16 protein-coding genes and 1 tRNA gene are annotated in these 17,834 nt (G+C 68.1%); 8 read left to right on the forward strand and 9 right to left on the reverse strand.

The window, feature by feature from the left end; all coding sequences use genetic code 11:
* Positions 1 to 85: 85 nt before the first annotated feature.
* From BM345_RS17975 to BM345_RS17985, 3 genes are all read right to left on the reverse strand, one after another.
* A complete protein-coding gene (locus BM345_RS17975; RefSeq protein ID WP_093381667.1) occupies positions 86 to 889 on the reverse strand; it encodes an ATP-binding cassette domain-containing protein in 804 nt (267 codons plus the stop codon).
* 89 nt (positions 890 to 978) lie between these two features.
* Positions 979 to 1,962, reverse strand: coding sequence for an ABC transporter permease (locus BM345_RS17980; protein WP_093381668.1), 984 nt, complete (start codon positions 1,960 to 1,962; stop codon positions 979 to 981).
* A gap of 35 nt (positions 1,963 to 1,997) precedes the next feature.
* Positions 1,998 to 3,008 carry a sugar ABC transporter substrate-binding protein gene (locus BM345_RS17985; protein ID WP_093381670.1) on the reverse strand — a complete coding sequence of 337 codons (1,011 nt, stop codon included), beginning with the start codon at positions 3,006 to 3,008 and terminating at the stop codon, positions 1,998 to 2,000.
* A gap of 224 nt (positions 3,009 to 3,232) precedes the next feature.
* Between BM345_RS17985 and BM345_RS17990 the strand changes: the two genes are divergently transcribed.
* Together BM345_RS17990 and BM345_RS17995 are read left to right on the forward strand one after the other, a co-directional pair.
* Complete coding sequence (locus BM345_RS17990; protein ID WP_093381671.1) at positions 3,233 to 4,159, forward strand: carbohydrate kinase family protein; 927 nt, start codon at positions 3,233 to 3,235, stop codon at positions 4,157 to 4,159.
* Positions 4,160 to 4,260: 101 nt separating this feature from the next.
* On the forward strand, positions 4,261 to 5,961 hold the full coding sequence (locus BM345_RS17995; RefSeq protein ID WP_093381673.1) for a mechanosensitive ion channel family protein: 1,701 nt from the start codon (positions 4,261 to 4,263) through the stop codon (positions 5,959 to 5,961).
* Positions 5,962 to 5,965: 4 nt separating this feature from the next.
* On the opposite strand, the gene BM345_RS18000 is transcribed toward BM345_RS17995, so the two are convergent.
* Positions 5,966 to 7,015, reverse strand: a complete 1,050-nt coding sequence (locus BM345_RS18000) for a DUF1214 domain-containing protein (RefSeq protein ID WP_093381674.1) — start codon at positions 7,013 to 7,015, stop codon at positions 5,966 to 5,968.
* 165 nt (positions 7,016 to 7,180) lie between these two features.
* On the opposite strand from BM345_RS18000, the gene BM345_RS18005 reads away from it, so the two are divergent.
* Positions 7,181 to 8,719 (forward strand): DUF1254 domain-containing protein, encoded by a 1,539-nt coding sequence (locus tag BM345_RS18005; protein ID WP_254789793.1) that lies wholly within the window; start codon positions 7,181 to 7,183, stop codon positions 8,717 to 8,719.
* Between the two features lie 46 nt (positions 8,720 to 8,765).
* Here the strand turns inward: BM345_RS18005 and BM345_RS30565 are convergent, their stop codons facing one another.
* Positions 8,766 to 9,698 (reverse strand): hypothetical protein, encoded by a 933-nt coding sequence (locus BM345_RS30565; RefSeq protein ID WP_254789794.1) that lies wholly within the window; start codon positions 9,696 to 9,698, stop codon positions 8,766 to 8,768.
* A gap of 404 nt (positions 9,699 to 10,102) precedes the next feature.
* Between BM345_RS30565 and BM345_RS18015 the strand changes: the two genes are divergently transcribed.
* From BM345_RS18015 to BM345_RS18030, 4 genes are all read left to right on the forward strand, one after another.
* Entirely contained in the window at positions 10,103 to 10,789 is a 687-nt protein-coding gene (locus BM345_RS18015; protein WP_093381676.1) for an RraA family protein, read from the forward strand.
* The gene (locus tag BM345_RS18020; protein ID WP_093381677.1) at positions 10,786 to 11,712 is read left to right on the forward strand and encodes a hydroxyacid dehydrogenase; all 927 of its coding nucleotides are present in this window, start codon (positions 10,786 to 10,788) and stop codon (positions 11,710 to 11,712) included. The genes BM345_RS18015 and BM345_RS18020 overlap by 4 nt, the downstream gene beginning before the upstream one ends.
* 128 nt (positions 11,713 to 11,840) lie before the next feature.
* Complete coding sequence (locus tag BM345_RS18025; protein ID WP_093381779.1) at positions 11,841 to 12,782, forward strand: Bug family tripartite tricarboxylate transporter substrate binding protein; 942 nt, start codon at positions 11,841 to 11,843, stop codon at positions 12,780 to 12,782.
* Positions 12,783 to 12,801: 19 nt separating this feature from the next.
* Positions 12,802 to 13,716, forward strand: a complete 915-nt coding sequence (locus BM345_RS18030) for an SMP-30/gluconolactonase/LRE family protein (RefSeq protein ID WP_093381679.1) — start codon at positions 12,802 to 12,804, stop codon at positions 13,714 to 13,716.
* 7 nt (positions 13,717 to 13,723) lie between these two features.
* Here BM345_RS18030 and BM345_RS18035 read toward each other — a convergent pair whose 3' ends face one another.
* Positions 13,724 to 14,482, reverse strand: coding sequence for an IclR family transcriptional regulator (locus BM345_RS18035; RefSeq protein WP_093381680.1), 759 nt, complete (start codon positions 14,480 to 14,482; stop codon positions 13,724 to 13,726).
* Between the two features lie 110 nt (positions 14,483 to 14,592).
* Here BM345_RS18035 and BM345_RS18040 point away from each other — a divergent pair, with 110 nt between their 5' ends.
* A complete protein-coding gene (locus BM345_RS18040; RefSeq protein WP_093381682.1) occupies positions 14,593 to 15,564 on the forward strand; it encodes a Bug family tripartite tricarboxylate transporter substrate binding protein in 972 nt (323 codons plus the stop codon).
* Between the two features lie 32 nt (positions 15,565 to 15,596).
* Here BM345_RS18040 and BM345_RS18045 read toward each other — a convergent pair whose 3' ends face one another.
* From BM345_RS18045 to BM345_RS18055, 3 genes are all read right to left on the reverse strand, one after another.
* Complete coding sequence (locus tag BM345_RS18045; RefSeq protein WP_093381684.1) at positions 15,597 to 15,866, reverse strand: hypothetical protein; 270 nt, start codon at positions 15,864 to 15,866, stop codon at positions 15,597 to 15,599.
* A 124-nt stretch (positions 15,867 to 15,990) separates the two neighbouring features.
* Positions 15,991 to 16,080, reverse strand: a tRNA-Ser gene (locus BM345_RS18050).
* Between the two features lie 51 nt (positions 16,081 to 16,131).
* A complete protein-coding gene (locus BM345_RS18055) occupies positions 16,132 to 17,826 on the reverse strand; it encodes a M30 family zinc metallopeptidase (RefSeq protein ID WP_093381686.1) in 1,695 nt (564 codons plus the stop codon).
* Positions 17,827 to 17,834: the final 8 nt, after the last annotated feature.

The raw sequence follows: 17,834 nt of genomic DNA on the forward strand, positions 1-17,834 counted from the left end.
ATCCTCCCTGCCTGCGTTCATCGATCCGGGCCCGGGCGCCGCGCGCCGCGGGTCCTTTCGCCAAGGCGCGCCGCGCCGCGGCTCTTCATGCAAATGCCTGGTGGGGCAGCTCTTCCGGGCGCATGGCGCCGGTCATCACGGCGACGGTGTCGCTCATGCTGATGTTCTTGGGATTGACGATGCAGGCGCGCTTGCCGAGGCGGGCGATGTGGATGCGGTCGGCGATCTCGAAGACATGCGGCATATTGTGGCTGATGAGGATGACCGGCAGCCCCTTGTCGCGCACGCGCCGGATCAGCTCCAGCACCATGTTGCCTTCCTTCACGCCCAGCGCCGCGGTGGGCTCGTCGAGGATGACCACGTGCCGCGCGAAAGCCGCGCTGCGCGCCACCGCCACGCACTGGCGCTGGCCGCCCGAGAGCGTTTCCACCGCCTGCGTCATCGAGCGGATGCCCACCTTCAGGTCGTTCATGCGGGCCACGCTTTCTTCCAGCATCCGCTTCTTGTCGATGCAGCGGAACAAACGCGAGAGCAAGCCCGGCCGGATGATCTCGCGGCCCAGGAACAGGTTCTCGGCGATGGTCATGGCCGGCGCCACCGCCAGGTCTTGATACACCGTCTCGATGCCTTCGCGGCGCGCGTCGATGGGCGACTTGAAGTGGATGGGCTTGCCGTCCAGCTTGATCTCGCCTTCGTCCGGAATGGTGGCGCCCGACAGCGCCTTGATGAGCGAGGACTTGCCGGCGCCGTTGTCGCCGATGACGGCCATGATCTCGCCGGCGCGCAGCTCGAAGTCGGCGCCATCCAGCGCGGTGACGCTGCCGTAGCGCTTGACCAGGCCGCGGGCCTCCATGACCAGCGGGGCGTGGGAATGTGCGGGGGTGGTCATATCAGCCTCCGTACGGCCGCCCGAAGGAGGCTGAAGCCCCCTCGGGGGGCAGCGCACTACACGAAGTGAGAAGCGTGGGGGTAAACATTTCAGCGGACTCCCTTGCGAGAAAGCTGGTCGGTCGCCACCGCCAGGATCACCAGCACGCCCGTGATGAGCACCTGGTAGACCGAGGGCACGCCCATCAGGGTCAGGCCATTGCGGAACACGCCCACGATGACCGCGCCCAGCAGCGTGCCCAGGATGATCCCGCGCCCGCCGAAGAGGCTGGTGCCGCCCAGGACCACGGCCGTGATCGCATCGAGGTTCTCGGTCTGGCCGGCGTTGGGGTCGCCCACCGCGGTGCGTGCCACCGACAGCAGCGAGGCGATGCCGTAGAACAGGCCCGCGGTGACGTACACCGCCAGCAGCACCTTGTCGGTGGCAATGCCGGTGAGGCGCGTGGCCTCGGGGTTGTTGCCCACGGCGTACACGTGGCGCCCGGGCTGCGTATCGCGCAGGCCCCACCACATGAAGATGTAGAGCGCGACCATGAAGAGGGTGCCGTAGTTGATGGCGGCGCCCCCGATGGCCAGCGTGTTGCCGAAGAAGGTCATCTCCGGCGGCAGGTCGGTGATGGTCTGCGCGTTCGAGTACAGCTGCGTGATGGCGAAGGCGATGTTCATCGTGCCCAGCGTCACGATGAAGGGGGGCAGGCGGATGCGCGTGACCAGCAGGCCGTTGACCAGCCCGAAAGCCATGGTCACCAGGAAGCCGCACAGGATGGCCAGGTAAGGATTGAGCCCGCTGCTCACCGCCAGCTTGGTCATGACGATGCCGCCCAGCGCCATCACCATGCCGCAGCTCAGGTCGATGCCGGCGGTGAGGATGATGAGCGTCTGGCCGATGGCGATGGTGCCCACCACCATCACCTGCTGCAGGATCAGCGAGAAGTTCTGCACCGACAGGAAGCGGTCGCTCTGCGTGGCGAAGAAGATCACGGCCAGCAAAAGGGCGATCAGCGGCCCGAGCGTGGCCACCGGCGGCAGCTTGAAGCCGCCGGCGGACGTGGCAGGAGTGGTGGCGGTGGACATGGCGTCTTGCCCTGGTCTTTCAGGCGCTGGCCGCCCTACTTGTTGCCCCAGCACATGTCGGTGCCGAACTTGGTGTCCTTGCTCTCGACGCCGCCCATGGGCTTGTCGGTGATGAGCGTCACGCCCGTGTCGGTGTAGCCCTTGACCTTCTTGCCGTCCTTGGCGTACTGCACGCCCGCGGCCACGCCCATGGCGGCCATCTTCAGCGGATACTGCTGCGAGGTCGCGGCGATCACGCCGTTCTTGACGTTGCGCACGCCGGCGCAGCCGCCGTCCACCGACACGATGATCACGCCCTTCTCCTTGCCGGCCGCCTTCAGCGCCTGGTAGGCACCGGCCGCCGCGGGCTCGTTGATGGTGTAGACGATGTTGATGTCGGGGTTCTTCTGCAGGCAGTTCTCCATGGCGGTCTGGCCCTTGGCCTGGTCGCCGAAGCTGTCGGCGCTGCAGACGATCTCGGCGCTCTTGGACAGCTCGTTGCTCTTGGCATCGGCCGCCGCGAGGCCGAAGCCCTTCATGAAGCCGTTGTGGCGCTGCGCGCCCACCGGGTGGCCGGGGAAGAGGTCCAGCGTGGCGATCTTTGGCGCCTTGCCGGCGGCGGCCGCCTTGGCGTACTGGCCGATCAGCTCGCCGGCCTTGTAGTTGTCGGTGGCGAAGAGCGCGTCGGTGGCGTCGGCCGGGTCGGCCGGGCTGTCCAGCGCGATGAACATCACGCCTTTTTCCTGCGCCTTCTTGATGGCCGGCACGATGGCCTTGGAATCGTTGGGCGTGATCAGGATGGTCTTGGCGCCGCCCGCGATCATGTTTTCGATGGCCGTGACCTGGCCGGCGTTGTCGCCGTCGGCCTTGCCCGCCGCGCTCAGCAGCTTGGCGCCCTGCTCCTTGGCCGCCGACTGCGCGCCTTCCTTCATCTTCACGAAGAAGGGGTTGGTGTCGGTCTTGGTGATGAGGCCAATGACCGGCGCATCGGCCGCCAGGGCGCAGCCCGCGGCAGCCAGGCCGCCGGCCAGGACGGAAGCAACGCGGATCCAGCTTTTCTTCGACATGAGCGTCTCCTTGATGTGTGACATGAGTAGTTGGCGGTGGGCGGTGCTGCCGGGCGGGGCCGGTGCGCCGTCGAACCGTCGCATGCCCCGAATTCTGGGCGCCGATCTTAGATAAATCAATTAGATTTATTAAGTGTTTTCCCGGGTGGCGGAGCGCTCGCGCCTGCGCGATGCTCGCGGCGCTGCCCGGCGCAATGCCGTGTCCGGGCCATTGGGAGAGAAGCATGTTTGTCGTCTGTGGCGAAGCCTTGATGGACGTATTTGCCGCCGGTGACACCCCCACCGGCATGGCACTGGATGCGCGCGTGGGCGGCTCGCCCTTCAACGTGGCCGTTGGGCTGGCGCGGCTCGCGCAGCCGGTGGCCTTGTTCAGCGCGGTCTCCACCGGCTTCGTGGGCGAACGCCTCATGCAGACACTGCGCGCCGAAGGGGTGGACTGCTCGACCGTGTCCCGCCTCGACGCGCCAACCACCCTGGGCCTGGTGGGGCTGGACGCCAAGGGCGTGGCCTCGTACAGCTTCTACGGCGAAGGCTGCGCCGACCGCCTGCTGGGCCCGGACGCCATCGCCCTGCTGCCCAAGCGGATCGGCGCGGTGCAGGTCGGCTCCTATGCGACCGTGGTGCCGCCCATTGCCGACACGCTGCGCGCGCTGGTCGACCGCGAGCATCGCCGCACCCCCATCTGCTACGACCCCAACGTGCGCCTGAACGTGCAGCCTGACCTTGCACCTTGGTGCGAGATGCTGCTGTGGATGCTGCCCCGCACGCACCTGCTCAAGATCAGCGACGAGGACCTGCACCTGCTGCGCCCGGGCCTCGCGCCGGCGAAGTTCGCGGCCGAGGCGCTGGCCGCTGGCGTGGGCCTGGTGGTGGTCACGCGAGGCGCCGAAGGCGCCATGGCATGGAGCCGCCAGGGCGAGGCCTCGGTGCCCGCCGTGGCACTCACGGTGGTCGACACGGTGGGCGCGGGCGACACCTTCCAGGCCGCGCTGCTCACCTGGCTGGCCGAGCACGGATGCCTCAGCATCGAGGGCATCGGCTCGCTGTCTTCCGGCCAGCTGCAGGATGCCGTGGGCTTCGCGGCGGGGGCTGCGGCCATCACCTGCTCGCGGCGCGGCGCCGACCTGCCGCGGCGCGCCGAACTGCCCTGAGCCTTCACCGGCGCGACACGCGGCGCCTTCATGGGAATCGGGCATCATCGCCCGGTCGCTCGCGGGTCACGGGGACTTCGCGGGCCGCCGGAGGGTTCTTCATGCAGCGCTTCGTCGCCGACCTGCGATCCATCCTCACCTGGCGCGAGCCCATCCGGCTGGCGCTCTGGGTGGCAGCGCTGGCCTTGCTCCTGCCTGGCACGGTTCGCGCGCAGGCGGCCACCGAAGGCGCTGCGGCCGCCGCGCCGCCTGCCGCAGCGGCGCCCGCGCTGCCACCGGCCACCGTGTCGGTGCAACATCGCAAGGTCGCGGTGATGCGCGTGCCCTTCCTGGGCGTGCCGCCCGCCGAGCGGGCCAGCCGCGGCGAGCAGACCATCGCCGAGCTGCTCGACAAGGGCGGCCCCGGCACCGTCAGCGTGCAACCGGTGCCGCAGGGCGCCGTGCTGATGATCGACGGCGCGCTGGCCTTCATCCTGGTGCCCGGCGACGAGGACAGGATCCGCGGCGAAAGCTTCGAGGGCATGACCCAGGGCGTGGCGCGCTCGCTCACCGCCGCCATCACCGAGACCCGCGAGGCGCGCGACAAGGGCCGGCTCCTGAATGCCGCAGGCCGCAGCGCAGTCGCCACGCTGGTGTTCGCGCTGGCCGTGTGGGTGGCCTGGCGCATCCGCCTCGCCCTCATGGCCCGTGCCGCGCGGCTGCTGGCCTCGACGACGGGTGATGTGCACGTGGGCGGCCTGCCGCTGGTGCATCCCTCGCGCCTGCGCATGGCGGTGCACTGGATCGTGCGCGTGGCCGCCTGGCTGGTGCTGGCCATGCTGGCCTACGAATGGCTGGTGTACGTGCTCACGCAGTTCGCCTACACACGGGCCTGGGGGGAGGAACTGGGCGCCTTCCTCATGGGCGTGCTGCGGCACGTGGGCGGGGGCATCCTGCGCGCGCTGCCCGACCTGATGGTGGCGCTCTTCATCTTCCTGCTGGCGCGCGCGGCCGTCGCCCTGGCCAAGCCCATGTTCGACCGGGTCGAGCACGGCGCCGGCACCATCGGATGGCTGGACCGCGACCTGGCGGTGCCCACCCGCCGCATCTACGGCGCGGCGGTGTGGCTGTTCGCGCTCGCCATGGCCTACCCCTACCTGCCGGGCGCGCAGAGCGAGGCCTTCAAGGGCATCTCGGTGCTGGTGGGCCTGATGCTCACGCTGGGCGGCTCCAGCCTGGTGGGCCAGGGCGCCAGCGGCCTGATCCTGATCTACTCGCGCACCATCCGCGTGGGCGAGTACGTGCGCATCAATGACCAGGAAGGCACGGTGACCGAACTGGGCGCCTTCACCACCAAGATCCGCACCGGGCTGGGCGAGGAGATCAGCGTGCCCAACTCGCTCATCATGGGCTCGGTCACCAAGAACTATTCGCGCACCGTGAGCGGGCCGGGCTACATCGTGGACACCGCGGTCACCATCGGCTACGACACACCCTGGCGCCAGGTGGAGGCCATGCTCGTCGAAGCCGCGCAGCGCACCGAGGGCGTGCTGCGCTCACCCGCGCCGCAGGTGTTCAAGACCGGGCTGTCGGATTTCTACGTGGAGTACCGGCTGGTGTGCCAGGCCATTCCCGAGCAGCCCCGGCCGCGCGCCGAGGTGCTGCAGATGCTGCATTCGCACGTGCTCGACGTCTTCAACGAGCATGGCGTGCAGATCATGTCGCCGCACTACTTCAGCGATCCGCCGCAGGCCAAGATGGTGGCGCGCGGGCAGTGGTGGACCTCGCCCGCGCAGGAGCACGGGCCCGGGGGCAAGGCCTGAGTCCTCAGTTGACCGGCTGCGGCTCGGGGAAGCGCCAGCTGCCGTCCAGGATCTCGGCCCGCGGCCGGTACAGCCGCACCGTGTAGTTCCAGCCCTGCACGATCGGCAGGCAGTTGGCCATCTGCGGCTTGCACCCGCCGAACTGGATGCGGATGCTTCCCTCCGCGTCCTTCTTCGCCGTGAGGTTGTTCAGGGTGTAGGCGTTCGCCGCGTTCTTCTCGAAGTAGCCCTTGGCGTTGTAGACGCTCACCGACCAGAAGGCGTCCACCGGGACGTCCTTCACCTGGAGGCTGTACACCGTCCTGCCGTCGTTCCTGGCCGGCGTCACGGCGAGATAGGTTGCGTCCTTGTCCGGGTTGCCGCCCCAGCCAGCCGCTGCGCCCATGAGGCGACGCACCGGGTCCACCTCGCCCTTCTTGCCGAAGGCGCCCTTGAAGTCCGGCGTGGTGGCGGCCAGCTGCAGCAGTGCATCGCGCACCTTCTTCTGGCTGGCCATGTCCCAGTTTGGAAGCTCGAGGTTGCCGGGGCCGGCCTGGCTGGCCTGGATGGCGTCCTGCAGCGCATGAACCTTCTTCACGTCCTGCGCATCGTTGGGATCGACCAGCGTGCGGATGCCCACCAGCACGTAGCGCGTCCCCACGTTCTCGCGCGTGAGCGTGTGCGCGCCCGCGCCGTAGAACACGTCGGGAACGTAGTGGTCCTCGCTGACCACCTGCATCGACATGAAGCGCTGGCCCGCATCGGGCATGGTGATGGTGACGGGGCCCGCGTCCAGGTCGAACACGGCAGAGGTGTAGAGCGTGTCGCGGTTCAGGCGGATGACAGTCTGGTTGTCGACCGAGGCCGGCGTGCGGCGGTGCTGCAGCTTGCCCAGGCCCGCCTCCTTGGCCAGGTTCGACATGTACATGTCGGACTCGGCACGCACGAAGTTGTCGACCGTCACCGGCACCGCCTTTGCGTCTGCGGGTGCGGCTGGCGCCTGCGCCTGCGCAGCCCCGGCACCGGCCACGACCAGGCCCAGGGCGGTGTTGATCCACTTCAGCGTCTTCTTCATGTCGGTCCCTTCAGTTGGAGATGGAGCAGCGCCCGGTGCACCCGGGCAAGGAAGGCCGCGAGTCTATGCCAGTGCAATGACGCGCGGCGGACACGCTTTTGCACGCCGCGGTCGCCTTTCTTCACTAGACTTTGCCCTGTTCCAACCGCAGCACATCCACCGCCCATGCAGTTGCCGCCGAACTCCAAGCCCATTGCCCTCCCGCCTCGCGGCGCGCTCGCGTCCATGGCCCTCGCGGCCGGCGCGCTGCTCGCGGGCTGCACCACGGTCAGTCCCTCGTCCTACGACATGACGACCAAGGTGCCCAAGGAAATCCTCACGCAGGACATCGTCGACACGCGCCTGGGCACGCTGCGCTTCTTCGACGGCGTCCCCACGGAGGCCACGGCGCAGAAGGCCTACGACCAGCTGGATTTCGGCCGTGGAATCGAGGTCTTCCTCAACGGCATCCCGGGCGCCTCGCTGGTGGCCATGCGGCGCGGCCTGCGCGAGGTGGGCGCGGTGGACGGCACCATCGGCATCTGGGACGAACTGCTGGACAGCAAGTCGCTGCTGCTCACCGGCAACACCGAGAGCGTTTACGCCACCACCTGGATCGACCTGCGCCAGGGCCCGGTGGTGATCGAGAGCCCGCCCGACGTGCTGGGCGTGCTCGACGACTTCTGGTTCCGCTACGTCGCCGACCTGGGCAACGCCGGCCCGGACAAGGGCCAGGGCGGCAAGTTCCTGGTGCTGCCGCCGGGCTGGCAGGGGGAGGTGCCGCCGGGCTACTTCGTCGCGCGCCCGGCCACCTTCGGCAACTGGCTCATCTGGCGCGGCTTCCCGGTCAACGGCGATCCGAAGCCGGCGGCGCAATCCATCCGCAGCCTGGCGCGCGTCTACCCGCTGTCGCAGGCGCAGCAGCCGCATCCGCCGAAGTTCGTGAACCTGTCGGGACGTGCCTTCAACACCATCCACGCCAACGACTTCAGCTTCTTCGCCGAGCTCGACGAGATCATCCAGGAGGAGCCCGAGGACTCGTTCGGCCCGGACATGATGGGCCAGTTCAACGCCATCGGCCTTGTCAAGGGCAAGCCCTTCAAGCCCGACGGACGCATGAAGCGCATCCTGAGCGACTCGGTGGCAGTGGGCAACGCGGCGGCGCGCTCCATCGACTTCCGCAACCGGCAGGACACGGCGAAGATCTACCCTGACGGCCAGTGGAACACGCCCTTCGTCGGCGGCAGCTACCAGTGGCTGACGCCCGGCGGCGCACGCAACTTCGATGCGCGCACCATGTTCTTCTACGCCGCCACGGTGAACACGCCGGCCATGGCGGTGGCCATGCCGGGCGTGGGCTCACAGTACGCCTCGGCCAACTTCGACTCGCACGGCCAACCCTTCGACGGCAACAAGAGCTATCGCCTGCGCGTGCCGGCCAACGTGCCGGTGAAGGACTTCTGGTCGGTGGTGATCTACGACACGCAGACCCGCTCGCTGCTGCAGACCGACCAGCGCTTTCCCAGCCTGTCGAGCAACTCCAGGCCCAAGGTGAACGCCGACGGCAGCGTGGACATCTACTTCTCGGCCAAGCGGCCCGCCCACGCCGGGAACTGGGTGCAGACGGTGCCGGGCAAGAGCTGGTTCACCATCTTCCGCCTCTACGGTCCGCTGCAGCCCTGGTTCGACAAGAGCTGGCGTCTGCCGGACATCGAGCAGATCTGAAGAGGGAAGCTGCCCGGCCTGCGCCGGGCCGTGCCGAATCAGCGGGTCAGCGATACCCGCTCTCGTTCGGGTTGTGGATGATCCAGATCAGGTTGCCGCCCGTGTAGTTGCCCAGGCTCCCGCCGGCGAAGATCAGCCGGCCCTGGCCCTTGTAGGTCAGTTCCATGCGATGGCGGTCGCCGCCGAAGTAGAAGGGGATCCACGCCTTGCCGGTCATGTAGGCACCCGAGTCGGTGGGCTGGCCGGCGATGTCGGTCACCTGCTTCATCGACATGCCGATCTGCAGGCCGCTGAACTTCGAGTTGCGCGCCGGGTTGCCGGTGATCTCTCCTTCGAAATCGTTGATGCCCTTCACGGTGCGGCCGCTGCCGCCTTCGACCTTGGAGGAATCGATGACATTGCCCTGGGCGTCCATGCCGGGCTTGACGCCGCCGGTGGCGGCCGCTGCGGGCGCTGCCGCCTTGGCGGGTGCAGTCGTTGCTGCAGGCGCAGGTGCAGACGCAGCCGCTGCGGGTGCGGGCGTGGACTCGAGCGCGAAGTTGCTCGCGCAGTTGTCCAGTTCCAGCGATGCGTCCTGGCTCTTGGTCGCGGCCTTGTAGCTGCGCACGCGCGCGCTGACCTCGCCGCCGTCGAAGCCGGCCTCGCTCGCACGGCAGGCGAAGCTCACGCCTTCCACTGCGGCCGATTGCCAGCTCTTGCCGTCGCCCTTGGCCAGTTCCACGGTCACGGTCTTGCCGACCAGGGCGCTGCGGATCTTCGCGGCGTTCTTGGTCGCCAGCGCCTGGTTCACCTGGTCTGCCGTGAGGCCGGTGGCCTGCTTGCGGCGCACCAGCTTGGGCGCAGGCGGTTCGGCCGGCGCGGCTGCCGCCTTGGGGGCCTCGGTGGTGTCGGAGGAAGTCTTCTGCTGCAGCGTGCTGCAACCCGTGGCCAGCAAGGCCAGCGTCAGCGAAGCCGTCAGGGAGAGATTGAATGCCTTCATTCGTTCTTCTTCAAAGGAAAGTGCGATGCGGTTGCTGTGGGCTGGCCCGTGCAGCCGCCCTTGTAGGCAACGGCTTGACCCGGCGCGTTGCGCGCCCATTGGTAACAGCCGTTACGAGATGGATCGTACACGCGCAGCAGGGCGGCACATCCCCTGTGCTGCGGATGAACCAAAGTGCTAGCGCAGCGGCACGTTGCACTGGGCACCACGCGTTTCATCAAATGCACCGCCATTGTGAAGAGTGCAACGCACATCTAGAGTCCGCTGCAAGCCGACGCGAAGACGTCGGCACCCATGGAGACGTGCTGATGACTACCGACTCGATGCGAACGCCCGATGGCTTCCTCGAATCAGCGGTTGCGCAGGCGCTCTCTGCCCCGCAACTTCATTCGAGAGACCCATCCATGAGCCAGCTTCCTGAAATCGTGCGCGAGTTCGATCGCGTCTCTGCCGAGGTCGTCGCCAAGGCCGCCACCTACCAGGCCGCCATCCTGGCCGACGTGGCCGGCCGCCGTGGCACCATGAACGCCCGCATCGCCCCGGTGCACCACGGCATGGCCGTCGCCGGCCCGGCCTTCACCGTCGAGGTTCGCCCCGGCGACAACCTGATGATCCACGCGGCCATCGCGCTGGCCAAGCCGGGCGACGTGCTGGTGATCGACGGCAAGGGCGACCAGACCGCCGCGCTGATGGGCACGCTGATGCTCAGCGCCTGCAAGAAGCAGGGCCTGGCCGGCGTGATCGTGGACGGCGCGATCCGCGACAAGCTCGAACTGATGGAACTGGGCTTTCCGGTCTTCAGCGCCGGCTTCAATCCGGCCGGCCCGACCAAGTTCGTGCCGGGGCGACTCAACCACCCCGTGTCCGCCGGCGGCGCCATCGTGAACCCGGGCGACCTGGTGGTGGGCGATGCCGATGGCGTGGTGGTGATCGAGCGCGCCAAGGCGCCGGCGATGCTGGCCCTGGCCGACAAGAAGGTGGCCGACGAGCGCGCGCGCATGGACGCCATCTCGCGCGGCGACACCGCCTCCAAGTGGCTGCCGGCGGCCCTGCGCGCCGCCGGCGTGCTCAAGGAAGGGGAGTCGCTGTGAGCGCCATCCTCGTCACCGGCGCCGACCTGGCGCCCCAGGCCCTGGCACTGCTGCAGGGCTTCGAGATGATCTACGCCGGCAAGACGCCCACGCAGGACGACCTGCTGGCCCTGTGCCGCGCCCATGACCCCGTCGCCATCATCGTGCGCTACGGCAAGGTCGACGCGGCGATGATCGATGCAGCGCCTTCGCTGCAGGTGATCTCCAAGCACGGCAGCGGCACCGACACCATCGACAAGGTCGCCGCCAAGGCGCGCGGCATCGAGGTGGTGGCTGCCGCCGGCGCCAACGCCGCGGCGGTGGCCGAAGAGGCGCTGGCCCTGATGCTGGCCTGCGCCAAGTCGGTGGTGCAGCTGGACGCGCGCATGCGCGCTGGCCACTGGGACAAGGCCACGCACAAGAGCCTGGAACTGCACGGCCGGACGGTCGGGCTGGTCGGCCTGGGCGCCATCGGCCAGCGCTTCGCGAAGATGGCCGATGCGATGGGCATGCGCGTGCTGGGCTTCGACCCCTTCGCCAAGGACCTGCCTGCCTTCATCCAACCGGCCTCGCTGGACGACATCTGGCGCGAGTCCGACGTGGTCTCGCTGCACTGCCCGTTGACCGACGAGAACCGCAACCTGCTGAATGCGCAGACCCTGGCGCAGTGCAAGACGGGCGTGATCGTGGTCAACACCGCGCGCGGCGGCCTCATCGACGAAGCGGCCCTGCTCGAGGCCGTCCGATCGGGACAGGTGCGCAGCGCCGGCCTGGACAGCTTCGCGGTGGAGCCCATGACCGCAGGCCATCCCTTCCAGCAGGACCCGCGCATCCTGCTGAGCCCGCACATCGGCGGCGTCACCAGCGATGCCTACGTGAACATGGGCACGGCGGCCGCACGCAACCTGCTGGCCGTGCTCGATCGCCGCGCCGTCGCGGCCTGATCGCGCGACGCCACACCGCACCGCATATCGCCCGGCCGCACGCGGCCGCGGCCACGCAATCCAGAACACCCAAAAGACATCGAGGCAAACCGATCATGACCTTCCTTCCCAAGCTCCTCGCTCGCTGCATGGCCGTCGCGGCCTGCGCCTTCACGGCCATGGGCTCAGCGCACGCCGCCTGGCCGGATCGGCCCATCACCATCGTCGTGCCTTATGCGCCCGGCGGCGCGGCGGATGCCGTGGCACGCGTCGTGGCAGCCCGCATGGGCACCAGGCTGGGCACCAGCGTGATCGTGGACAACCGCGCCGGCGCCAGCGGCACCATCGGCGCCGCCTACGTGGCCAAGGCCGCGCCAGACGGCTACACGGTGCTCTACGACGCCACGCCCTATTCCATCAACCCTCACCTCTTTCCCAGGATGCCCTACGCGGCCGACGCGCTGCAACCGCTGTCGCTGGTGCTGCTCGCGCCCAACGCGCTCATCGTCAAGGCCGACTCGCCGTTCAAGACGGTGAACGACCTGGTGGCCAAGGCCAAGGCGCAGCCGGGCAAGATCAACTTCGCCTCGGGCGGCAGCGGCACAGTGCAGCGCCTCGCGGCCGAACTGATGCGCCAACGCCTTCAGCTGGACATGGTGCACGTGCCCTACAAGAGCGGCGGCCCGGCCATCTCCGACGTGATGGGCGGCCAGGTCGACTTCATGTTCGGCACGGTGGCGGCGACCTACCCGCTGATCACCTCCGGCAAGCTGCGCGCGCTGGCCGTGTCCTCGCCGCAGCGCTCGCCGCGCCTGCCGGACGTGCCCACCGTGGCCGAGACCGTGGTCCCCGGCTACGAGGCCTTCGAATGGAACGGCATGCTGCTGCCGGCCAGGACGCCCAAGGACATCGCCGACAAGCTGCAGAACGCGGTGGTCGAAGTGCTCAAGGAAGACGAAGTGCAGCAGCGCCTGAAGGACCTGGGCGCTCAACCCGTGGGCTCCACGCCCGCCGAATTCGCCGCCTTCCTGAAGAAGGAAGACGCGAAGTGGGGCGAGGTGGTGCGCAAGGGTGACATCAAGGCCGACTGAGCGCATCCTTCGACTCGCCATGTTCCTGCTCCAGCCCCCCGCCGTCCGCGAACTCACCCTCTTCAGCGCCATGCCCGATGCCCTGCGCCGCTCCGAGCGCAGCGCCTGGGCCGACGCCAACCGCGGCGGCGCCATCACCGACTCCTTCCTCGAAGGGCCGGTCTTCGACGGCGCCGGCAACCTGTACGTGAGCGACATCCCGTGGGGCCGCATCTTCCGCATCGATGCCCAGGGCGCGTGGACGCTGGTCGCCGAGTACGACGGCGAGCCCAACGGCATGAAGTTCCTGAACGCGAATACGCTGCTCATCACCGACTACAAGAACGGCCTGATGCAACTGGACATGGCCACCGGCCGCGTCGCCCCATTCCTGCAACGGCGCAACAGCGAGCGCTTCAAGGGCGTGAACGACCTGGTCTTTGACGCCACCGGCAACATCTACTTCACCGACCAGGGCCAGACCGGCCTGCACGACCCCACGGGCCGGCTCTACCGCCTCGGCCGCGATGGCCGGCTGGACCTGCTGCTGGACAACATCCCCAGCCCCAACGGCGTCGCGCTCTCGCCCGACCAGAAGGTGCTGTACCTGGCGGTGACCCGCGGCAACTGCGTGTGGCGGGTGCCCTTGCTGCCGGACGGCAGCGTGGCCAAGGTGAGCCAGTTCTTCACGTCCTATGGGCCCAGCGGCCCCGATGGCCTGGCCGTGGATGCGCAGGGCCGGCTGCTGGTGGCCAACCCCGGCCTGGGCTATGTGTGGGTGCTCAACGCGCGGGCCGAGCCGGTGGAGGTTCTGCGCGGTCCGGCCGGCGCATCGATCACCAACCTGGCCTTCGGCGGCGCGCAGCGGCGGACCTTGTACGTGACCGACTCCACGCATGGCCAGGTGCTGCGCGCCGACATGAACGAGCCCGGCCTGCCGCTGGCCAGTCGCTGAATTCTCCTTAGGGATGCCAGCGCGACACCACCGCCGGTGTCGCCTGAGTGCGACCGCCCGCCAGCGCATACGACAGCTGGTTGGCCGCATGCACCACGGTCTTGGCGAGCTTTTCCAGCTTGGCCTTGGTCAGCCGTGAACTCGGCCCCGAGATGCACATGGAGCCCAGCAGGCTCCAATTGGTGCGGAACACCGGGGCCGCCACGCTCGACACCTCGGCTTCCCGCTCGCCCGTCGAGATGTGGAAACCGCGCGAGCGGATGCCTTCGTACAACTCGCCCTTCGCACCGCTGAAGGCCAGGATGACCCGCCCCGGCGCGCCGCGGTCCAGCGGCAGCCGCTCGCCGATGCGCACGTTGTGCCGCACCGAATGCGGACCCTCCACGCGCGCCACGCACGATCGGATGTCGCCCTCGCGCACGTAGAAGGAGGCGCTTTCGCCGCTGAGCTTGACCAGCTCGTGCAGCGCAGGCTCGACCACGTTGTTGACGTCGAAGCCCGCCTGGTAGCGGGCGCCCAGCCAGCCGGCCGCCGGGCCCAGGCGCCACTGGCCGTCTTCCATCTGCACCATGTAGCTGGACAGCGCCAGCGTGCGCGCAAGCCGCAGCACCGTGGTCTTGTGCATGCTGCTGCGCCGGCTGAGCTCGGCCAGCGACAGCGACGACTCGCCTACCTCGAATGCCTCCATCAGCGACAGGGCGCGCGTGACGGCAATGACGCCGCCGGCCTGGCCCTCCTCGGAAGCGTCTTCCCGCTTGTTGCGCATGCTGCACCTCTTTTCACTGTACGCAACGCCATTGTACGCAACGCAACCCGAATCTACAGTCCGTTTCCAGAGGCGCGAATGCGCCCGTCATCATTCCAAGGAGACAAGACATGCAGATTTCCCGTCACGCCGCCGTGGCGCTTGCCGTCGGCGCCGCCTTCTTCGCGGCCACGGCCCATGCGCAGAACTGGCCCAGCAAGCCCATCCGCATGATCGTTCCCTTCCCCGCCGGCGGCGGCACGGACATGATCACGCGCGAGCTGACCAACAAGCTTGTGAGCTCGGGCTACACCTTCGTGGTGGAGAACAAGCCGGGTTCGGGCGGCAACCTGGGCGTGGACGCCGTGGCCAAGGCGCCAGCGGACGGCTACACGCTGGTCATGGGCCAGACCAGCAACCTGGCCATCAACCCGACCCTGTACGCCAAGCTGCCCTACGACCCGCTCAAGGACCTCACGCCCGTTGCACGCGTGGCCGACTCGCCCCTGGTCATCGTGACTGCCACGGCATCCCCCTACAAGACGCTGGCCGACGTGGTCAAGGTCGCCAAGGAAAAGCCCGGCAGCATCAACTACGCGACTTCGGGCAACGGCACCGTGTCGCACCTGGCCGCCGAGTCCTTCCAGCGCGCTGCCGGCATCACCCTCACGCACATTCCCTACAAGGGTGCGGCCCAGGGTGCCACAGACGTGATGAGCGGGCAGGTGCAGCTGTACGTGTCGACCATTCCCACGCTGCTGGGCCACATCAAGTCCGGCAAGATGCGCCCGATCGCCGTCACCTCGCTCAAGCGGGTGGACGACCTCAAGGACGTGCCGACCATCGCGGAGTCCGGCTACAAGGGCTTCGAATCGGTCACCTGGTTCGGCATCCTGGGCCCGGCCAAGCTGCCCAAGGAGATCGTGGCCAAGCTCAACGCCGACATCAACAAGGCGCTGAAGGATCCGCAGCTGGAAAAGCAGCTGAGCGACCAGGGCGCGGACGTGGCCACCGGCACCTCCGAGCAGTTCGCCGCGCTGATCCGCGACGACATCCCGCGCTGGGGCAAGCTGGTGAAGGAATCGGGCGCGAAGGTCGACTGAGCGGCGCCGCTCGGCGATTCCGCGCGGGCCCGCTACCGGTCGGCCATGTCGTCGTGAACGGGCAGCGCGAGCAGCATCTGCTCGCGCTCGGGCGGCGCCTTGCGCCGCGGGCTCCTCGCCCGGGGCTTGGGCAGCGCGCCGAGCTGCTGAAGCCCGCGCCGCTGCAACTCGATGCCCAGCACGGCCAGCAACTCCACTTCGTCGAGCTTCGCCAGTGCCTTGCCCACGCGCTGCGCACGTGCAGACAAGCCGGGGTCCAGCAGGTCATCGTTGGCGGGATCGGGGAAGAGGTCGAATGACATGGCGCTGGAATTGTCGGGCGTCCCTGCCACACCGCGCGGCCGGAGTTGCCGCACTAGACAGTGAGCGATACCCACTGTGGAGGCCAGAACGAACAACGGGCCGAGAGGCCCGTTGTGCTGTTGCTGGCGGAAGGCGTGGGATTCGAACCCACGGAGGGCTCACACCCTCGCCGGTTTTCAAGACCGGTGCCTTCAACCGCTCGGCCAGCCTTCCTGCAGCCTGAGAGTGTAAGCGAGACCCCACTTCCTTTTCGAAGCCAGGGCCCTAGTTGACCACCACCGTCAGGGTGGTGCCGGCAGGCACGCGGATGGTCTCGTCGAAGGTGCCTTGCACGCGAGCGCGCGACACCGGGAAGCTTGCCAGGGGCTGCAGCATGGCAGGCAGCGCGGTGGGCAGGCGTCGCGATTCGCCGAACGCTGCCGGGTCGATGCCGGCCAGGCTCAGGCCGCTGTCTGTGCGACCGGGCATGCTGTATCCGGCAATGCCGGCGCCCAGGGGCACCAGTGCAGCCGCCGCGGCGGAAAAGTAGCGCAGCTCATGGCCGACGCTCGACTCCGGCCGCCTGGACTTGATGGCTGCATCCAAGAGCGCTTGTGAGTTTTCCATTCCGCTGCTGTTGAGCAGAGATGTGAAGAGGTCCAGGCCGAACTGCCGATTCAGGTACGCACCGAAGGACCCGTTCACGGCGTAGCTCTCGCAACTGGCTCCCATGGGCGTCCAGTCGGTCACGCTGCAGTTGTAGCTCCCCTTGCCGCCGTAGCCAAGGTACGAAGGAAAGCGTGTGTCGCGAATGGCGTTGAAGCCTGGGTTCAGCGAGTTGCCGGCCCAGTCTTCCATCATCATTGCCGACATTTCTTCCAGCCAGGTGTCGAAGGTGAAGGCCGCACCCATCAGCACGCCCCGGCGATAGAAGTTCTGCATGTGCATGCCCTCGTGCGCCAGCGTGGAGACGATTTGCATGAAGCCGCGCTCGCCGTCCAGGTAAAGCGTTTCGGTGTCCATGTACATGCTCAGCGACTGGTTGCTCTGCGGGAGCACGTCGGCCCTGAAGTTGTTCAACGACCAGAAGTAGCCCACCACGCCGTAGGGCGTGCTGTTCTGATCGAGGTTGACAAAGAAGATGTCGATCGGCTGTCCCGCGCCGGAGATGAGATAGTTCGGCGCCGAGTGCGGTCCCCACAGAGGGCCGCCGACCTTCACGAGCATGTCGTAGACGCCACCCGCACCAGCGAATGCGTCGCGCAGCCGGGCCACCATGTCGGCGGTCACGCGACTCGGTGTCATTTCGCTCGGCTCGACCCACAGGTTCACCGTCCTGCCGTCGCCCGTGGCCTTCGTGGCCTGGAGTTGAACGGTGCGCTGTCGGCCACCGGTCAGGTAGATGGAACGCTGGTCGCCCACCGCGTAGCCCACGCTAGAGGCCAGCGGGGCGGCCGGAACGACCGACTTCCGGGAAGCCGCAGGCTCGCCCTGCGAGCCAAGGAACCTGGCGAAGCCGGAGCGGTTGAACTCGGAGACTTCCGCGTTGTCATGAACCGCCGCATCGACGGCAGTCTCGGTGCCCGACTTGCTCAACTGCGCCGAAGCGTACTGCTGTGGGGTGTCGATGCGCAACGCCGGCAGCGCCACCGGAGCGGCGGATTCATTCGTGAAGACCAGCGTGACCGATTGGCCCGTCAGGCCCTTGAGTTGGACCGGCAGGTCAGCCGCCTCCGTGGCGTTGTTCGAGGCCTGCCAGACACCCGTGCCGCTGCCGGCGTAGGTGTTCGGGTCGACGGCGGAGCAGCCTGAGCAGGCCACTGAAAGCGACGTCGCGACGTCGGGCTTGGCGCTCGCTTGGGCATCGCTGTTGCCGCCGCCACCGCCGCCTCCTCCGCAAGACGATAGCGCCAGGGCTGCAGCCAGGGCGGCGGCCGCTTTCAGGAGGAGATTCTTGTGCGGGTAGAGATGCGATTCCATGCCAACGA

This window comes from Variovorax sp. OV329 (assembly GCF_900114785.1).
Classification (GTDB): Bacteria; Pseudomonadota; Gammaproteobacteria; order Burkholderiales; family Burkholderiaceae_C; genus Variovorax.

Bases quoted from the DNA above. Each gene is read 5' to 3' on its own strand.
- BM345_RS17990 (WP_093381671.1), top strand. From the start codon at position 3,233: ATGTTTGTCGTCTGTGGCGAAGCCTTGATGGACGTATTTGCCGCCGGT.
- BM345_RS17985 (WP_093381670.1), bottom strand. From the start codon at position 3,008: ATGTCGAAGAAAAGCTGGATCCGCGTTGCTTCCGTCCTGGCCGGCGGC.
- BM345_RS17995 (WP_093381673.1), top strand. From the start codon at position 4,261: ATGCAGCGCTTCGTCGCCGACCTGCGATCCATCCTCACCTGGCGCGAG.
- BM345_RS17975 (WP_093381667.1), bottom strand. From the start codon at position 889: ATGACCACCCCCGCACATTCCCACGCCCCGCTGGTCATGGAGGCCCGC.
- BM345_RS18015 (WP_093381676.1), top strand. From the start codon at position 10,103: ATGAGCCAGCTTCCTGAAATCGTGCGCGAGTTCGATCGCGTCTCTGCC.
- BM345_RS18005 (WP_254789793.1), top strand. From the start codon at position 7,181: ATGCAGTTGCCGCCGAACTCCAAGCCCATTGCCCTCCCGCCTCGCGGC.
- BM345_RS18035 (WP_093381680.1), bottom strand. From the start codon at position 14,482: ATGCGCAACAAGCGGGAAGACGCTTCCGAGGAGGGCCAGGCCGGCGGC.
- BM345_RS17980 (WP_093381668.1), bottom strand. From the start codon at position 1,962: ATGTCCACCGCCACCACTCCTGCCACGTCCGCCGGCGGCTTCAAGCTG.
- BM345_RS18055 (WP_093381686.1), bottom strand. From the start codon at position 17,826: ATGGAATCGCATCTCTACCCGCACAAGAATCTCCTCCTGAAAGCGGCC.
- BM345_RS30565 (WP_254789794.1), bottom strand. From the start codon at position 9,698: ATGAAGGCATTCAATCTCTCCCTGACGGCTTCGCTGACGCTGGCCTTG.
- BM345_RS18030 (WP_093381679.1), top strand. From the start codon at position 12,802: ATGTTCCTGCTCCAGCCCCCCGCCGTCCGCGAACTCACCCTCTTCAGC.
- BM345_RS18045 (WP_093381684.1), bottom strand. From the start codon at position 15,866: ATGTCATTCGACCTCTTCCCCGATCCCGCCAACGATGACCTGCTGGAC.
- BM345_RS18025 (WP_093381779.1), top strand. From the start codon at position 11,841: ATGGCCGTCGCGGCCTGCGCCTTCACGGCCATGGGCTCAGCGCACGCC.
- BM345_RS18040 (WP_093381682.1), top strand. From the start codon at position 14,593: ATGCAGATTTCCCGTCACGCCGCCGTGGCGCTTGCCGTCGGCGCCGCC.
- BM345_RS18000 (WP_093381674.1), bottom strand. From the start codon at position 7,015: ATGAAGAAGACGCTGAAGTGGATCAACACCGCCCTGGGCCTGGTCGTG.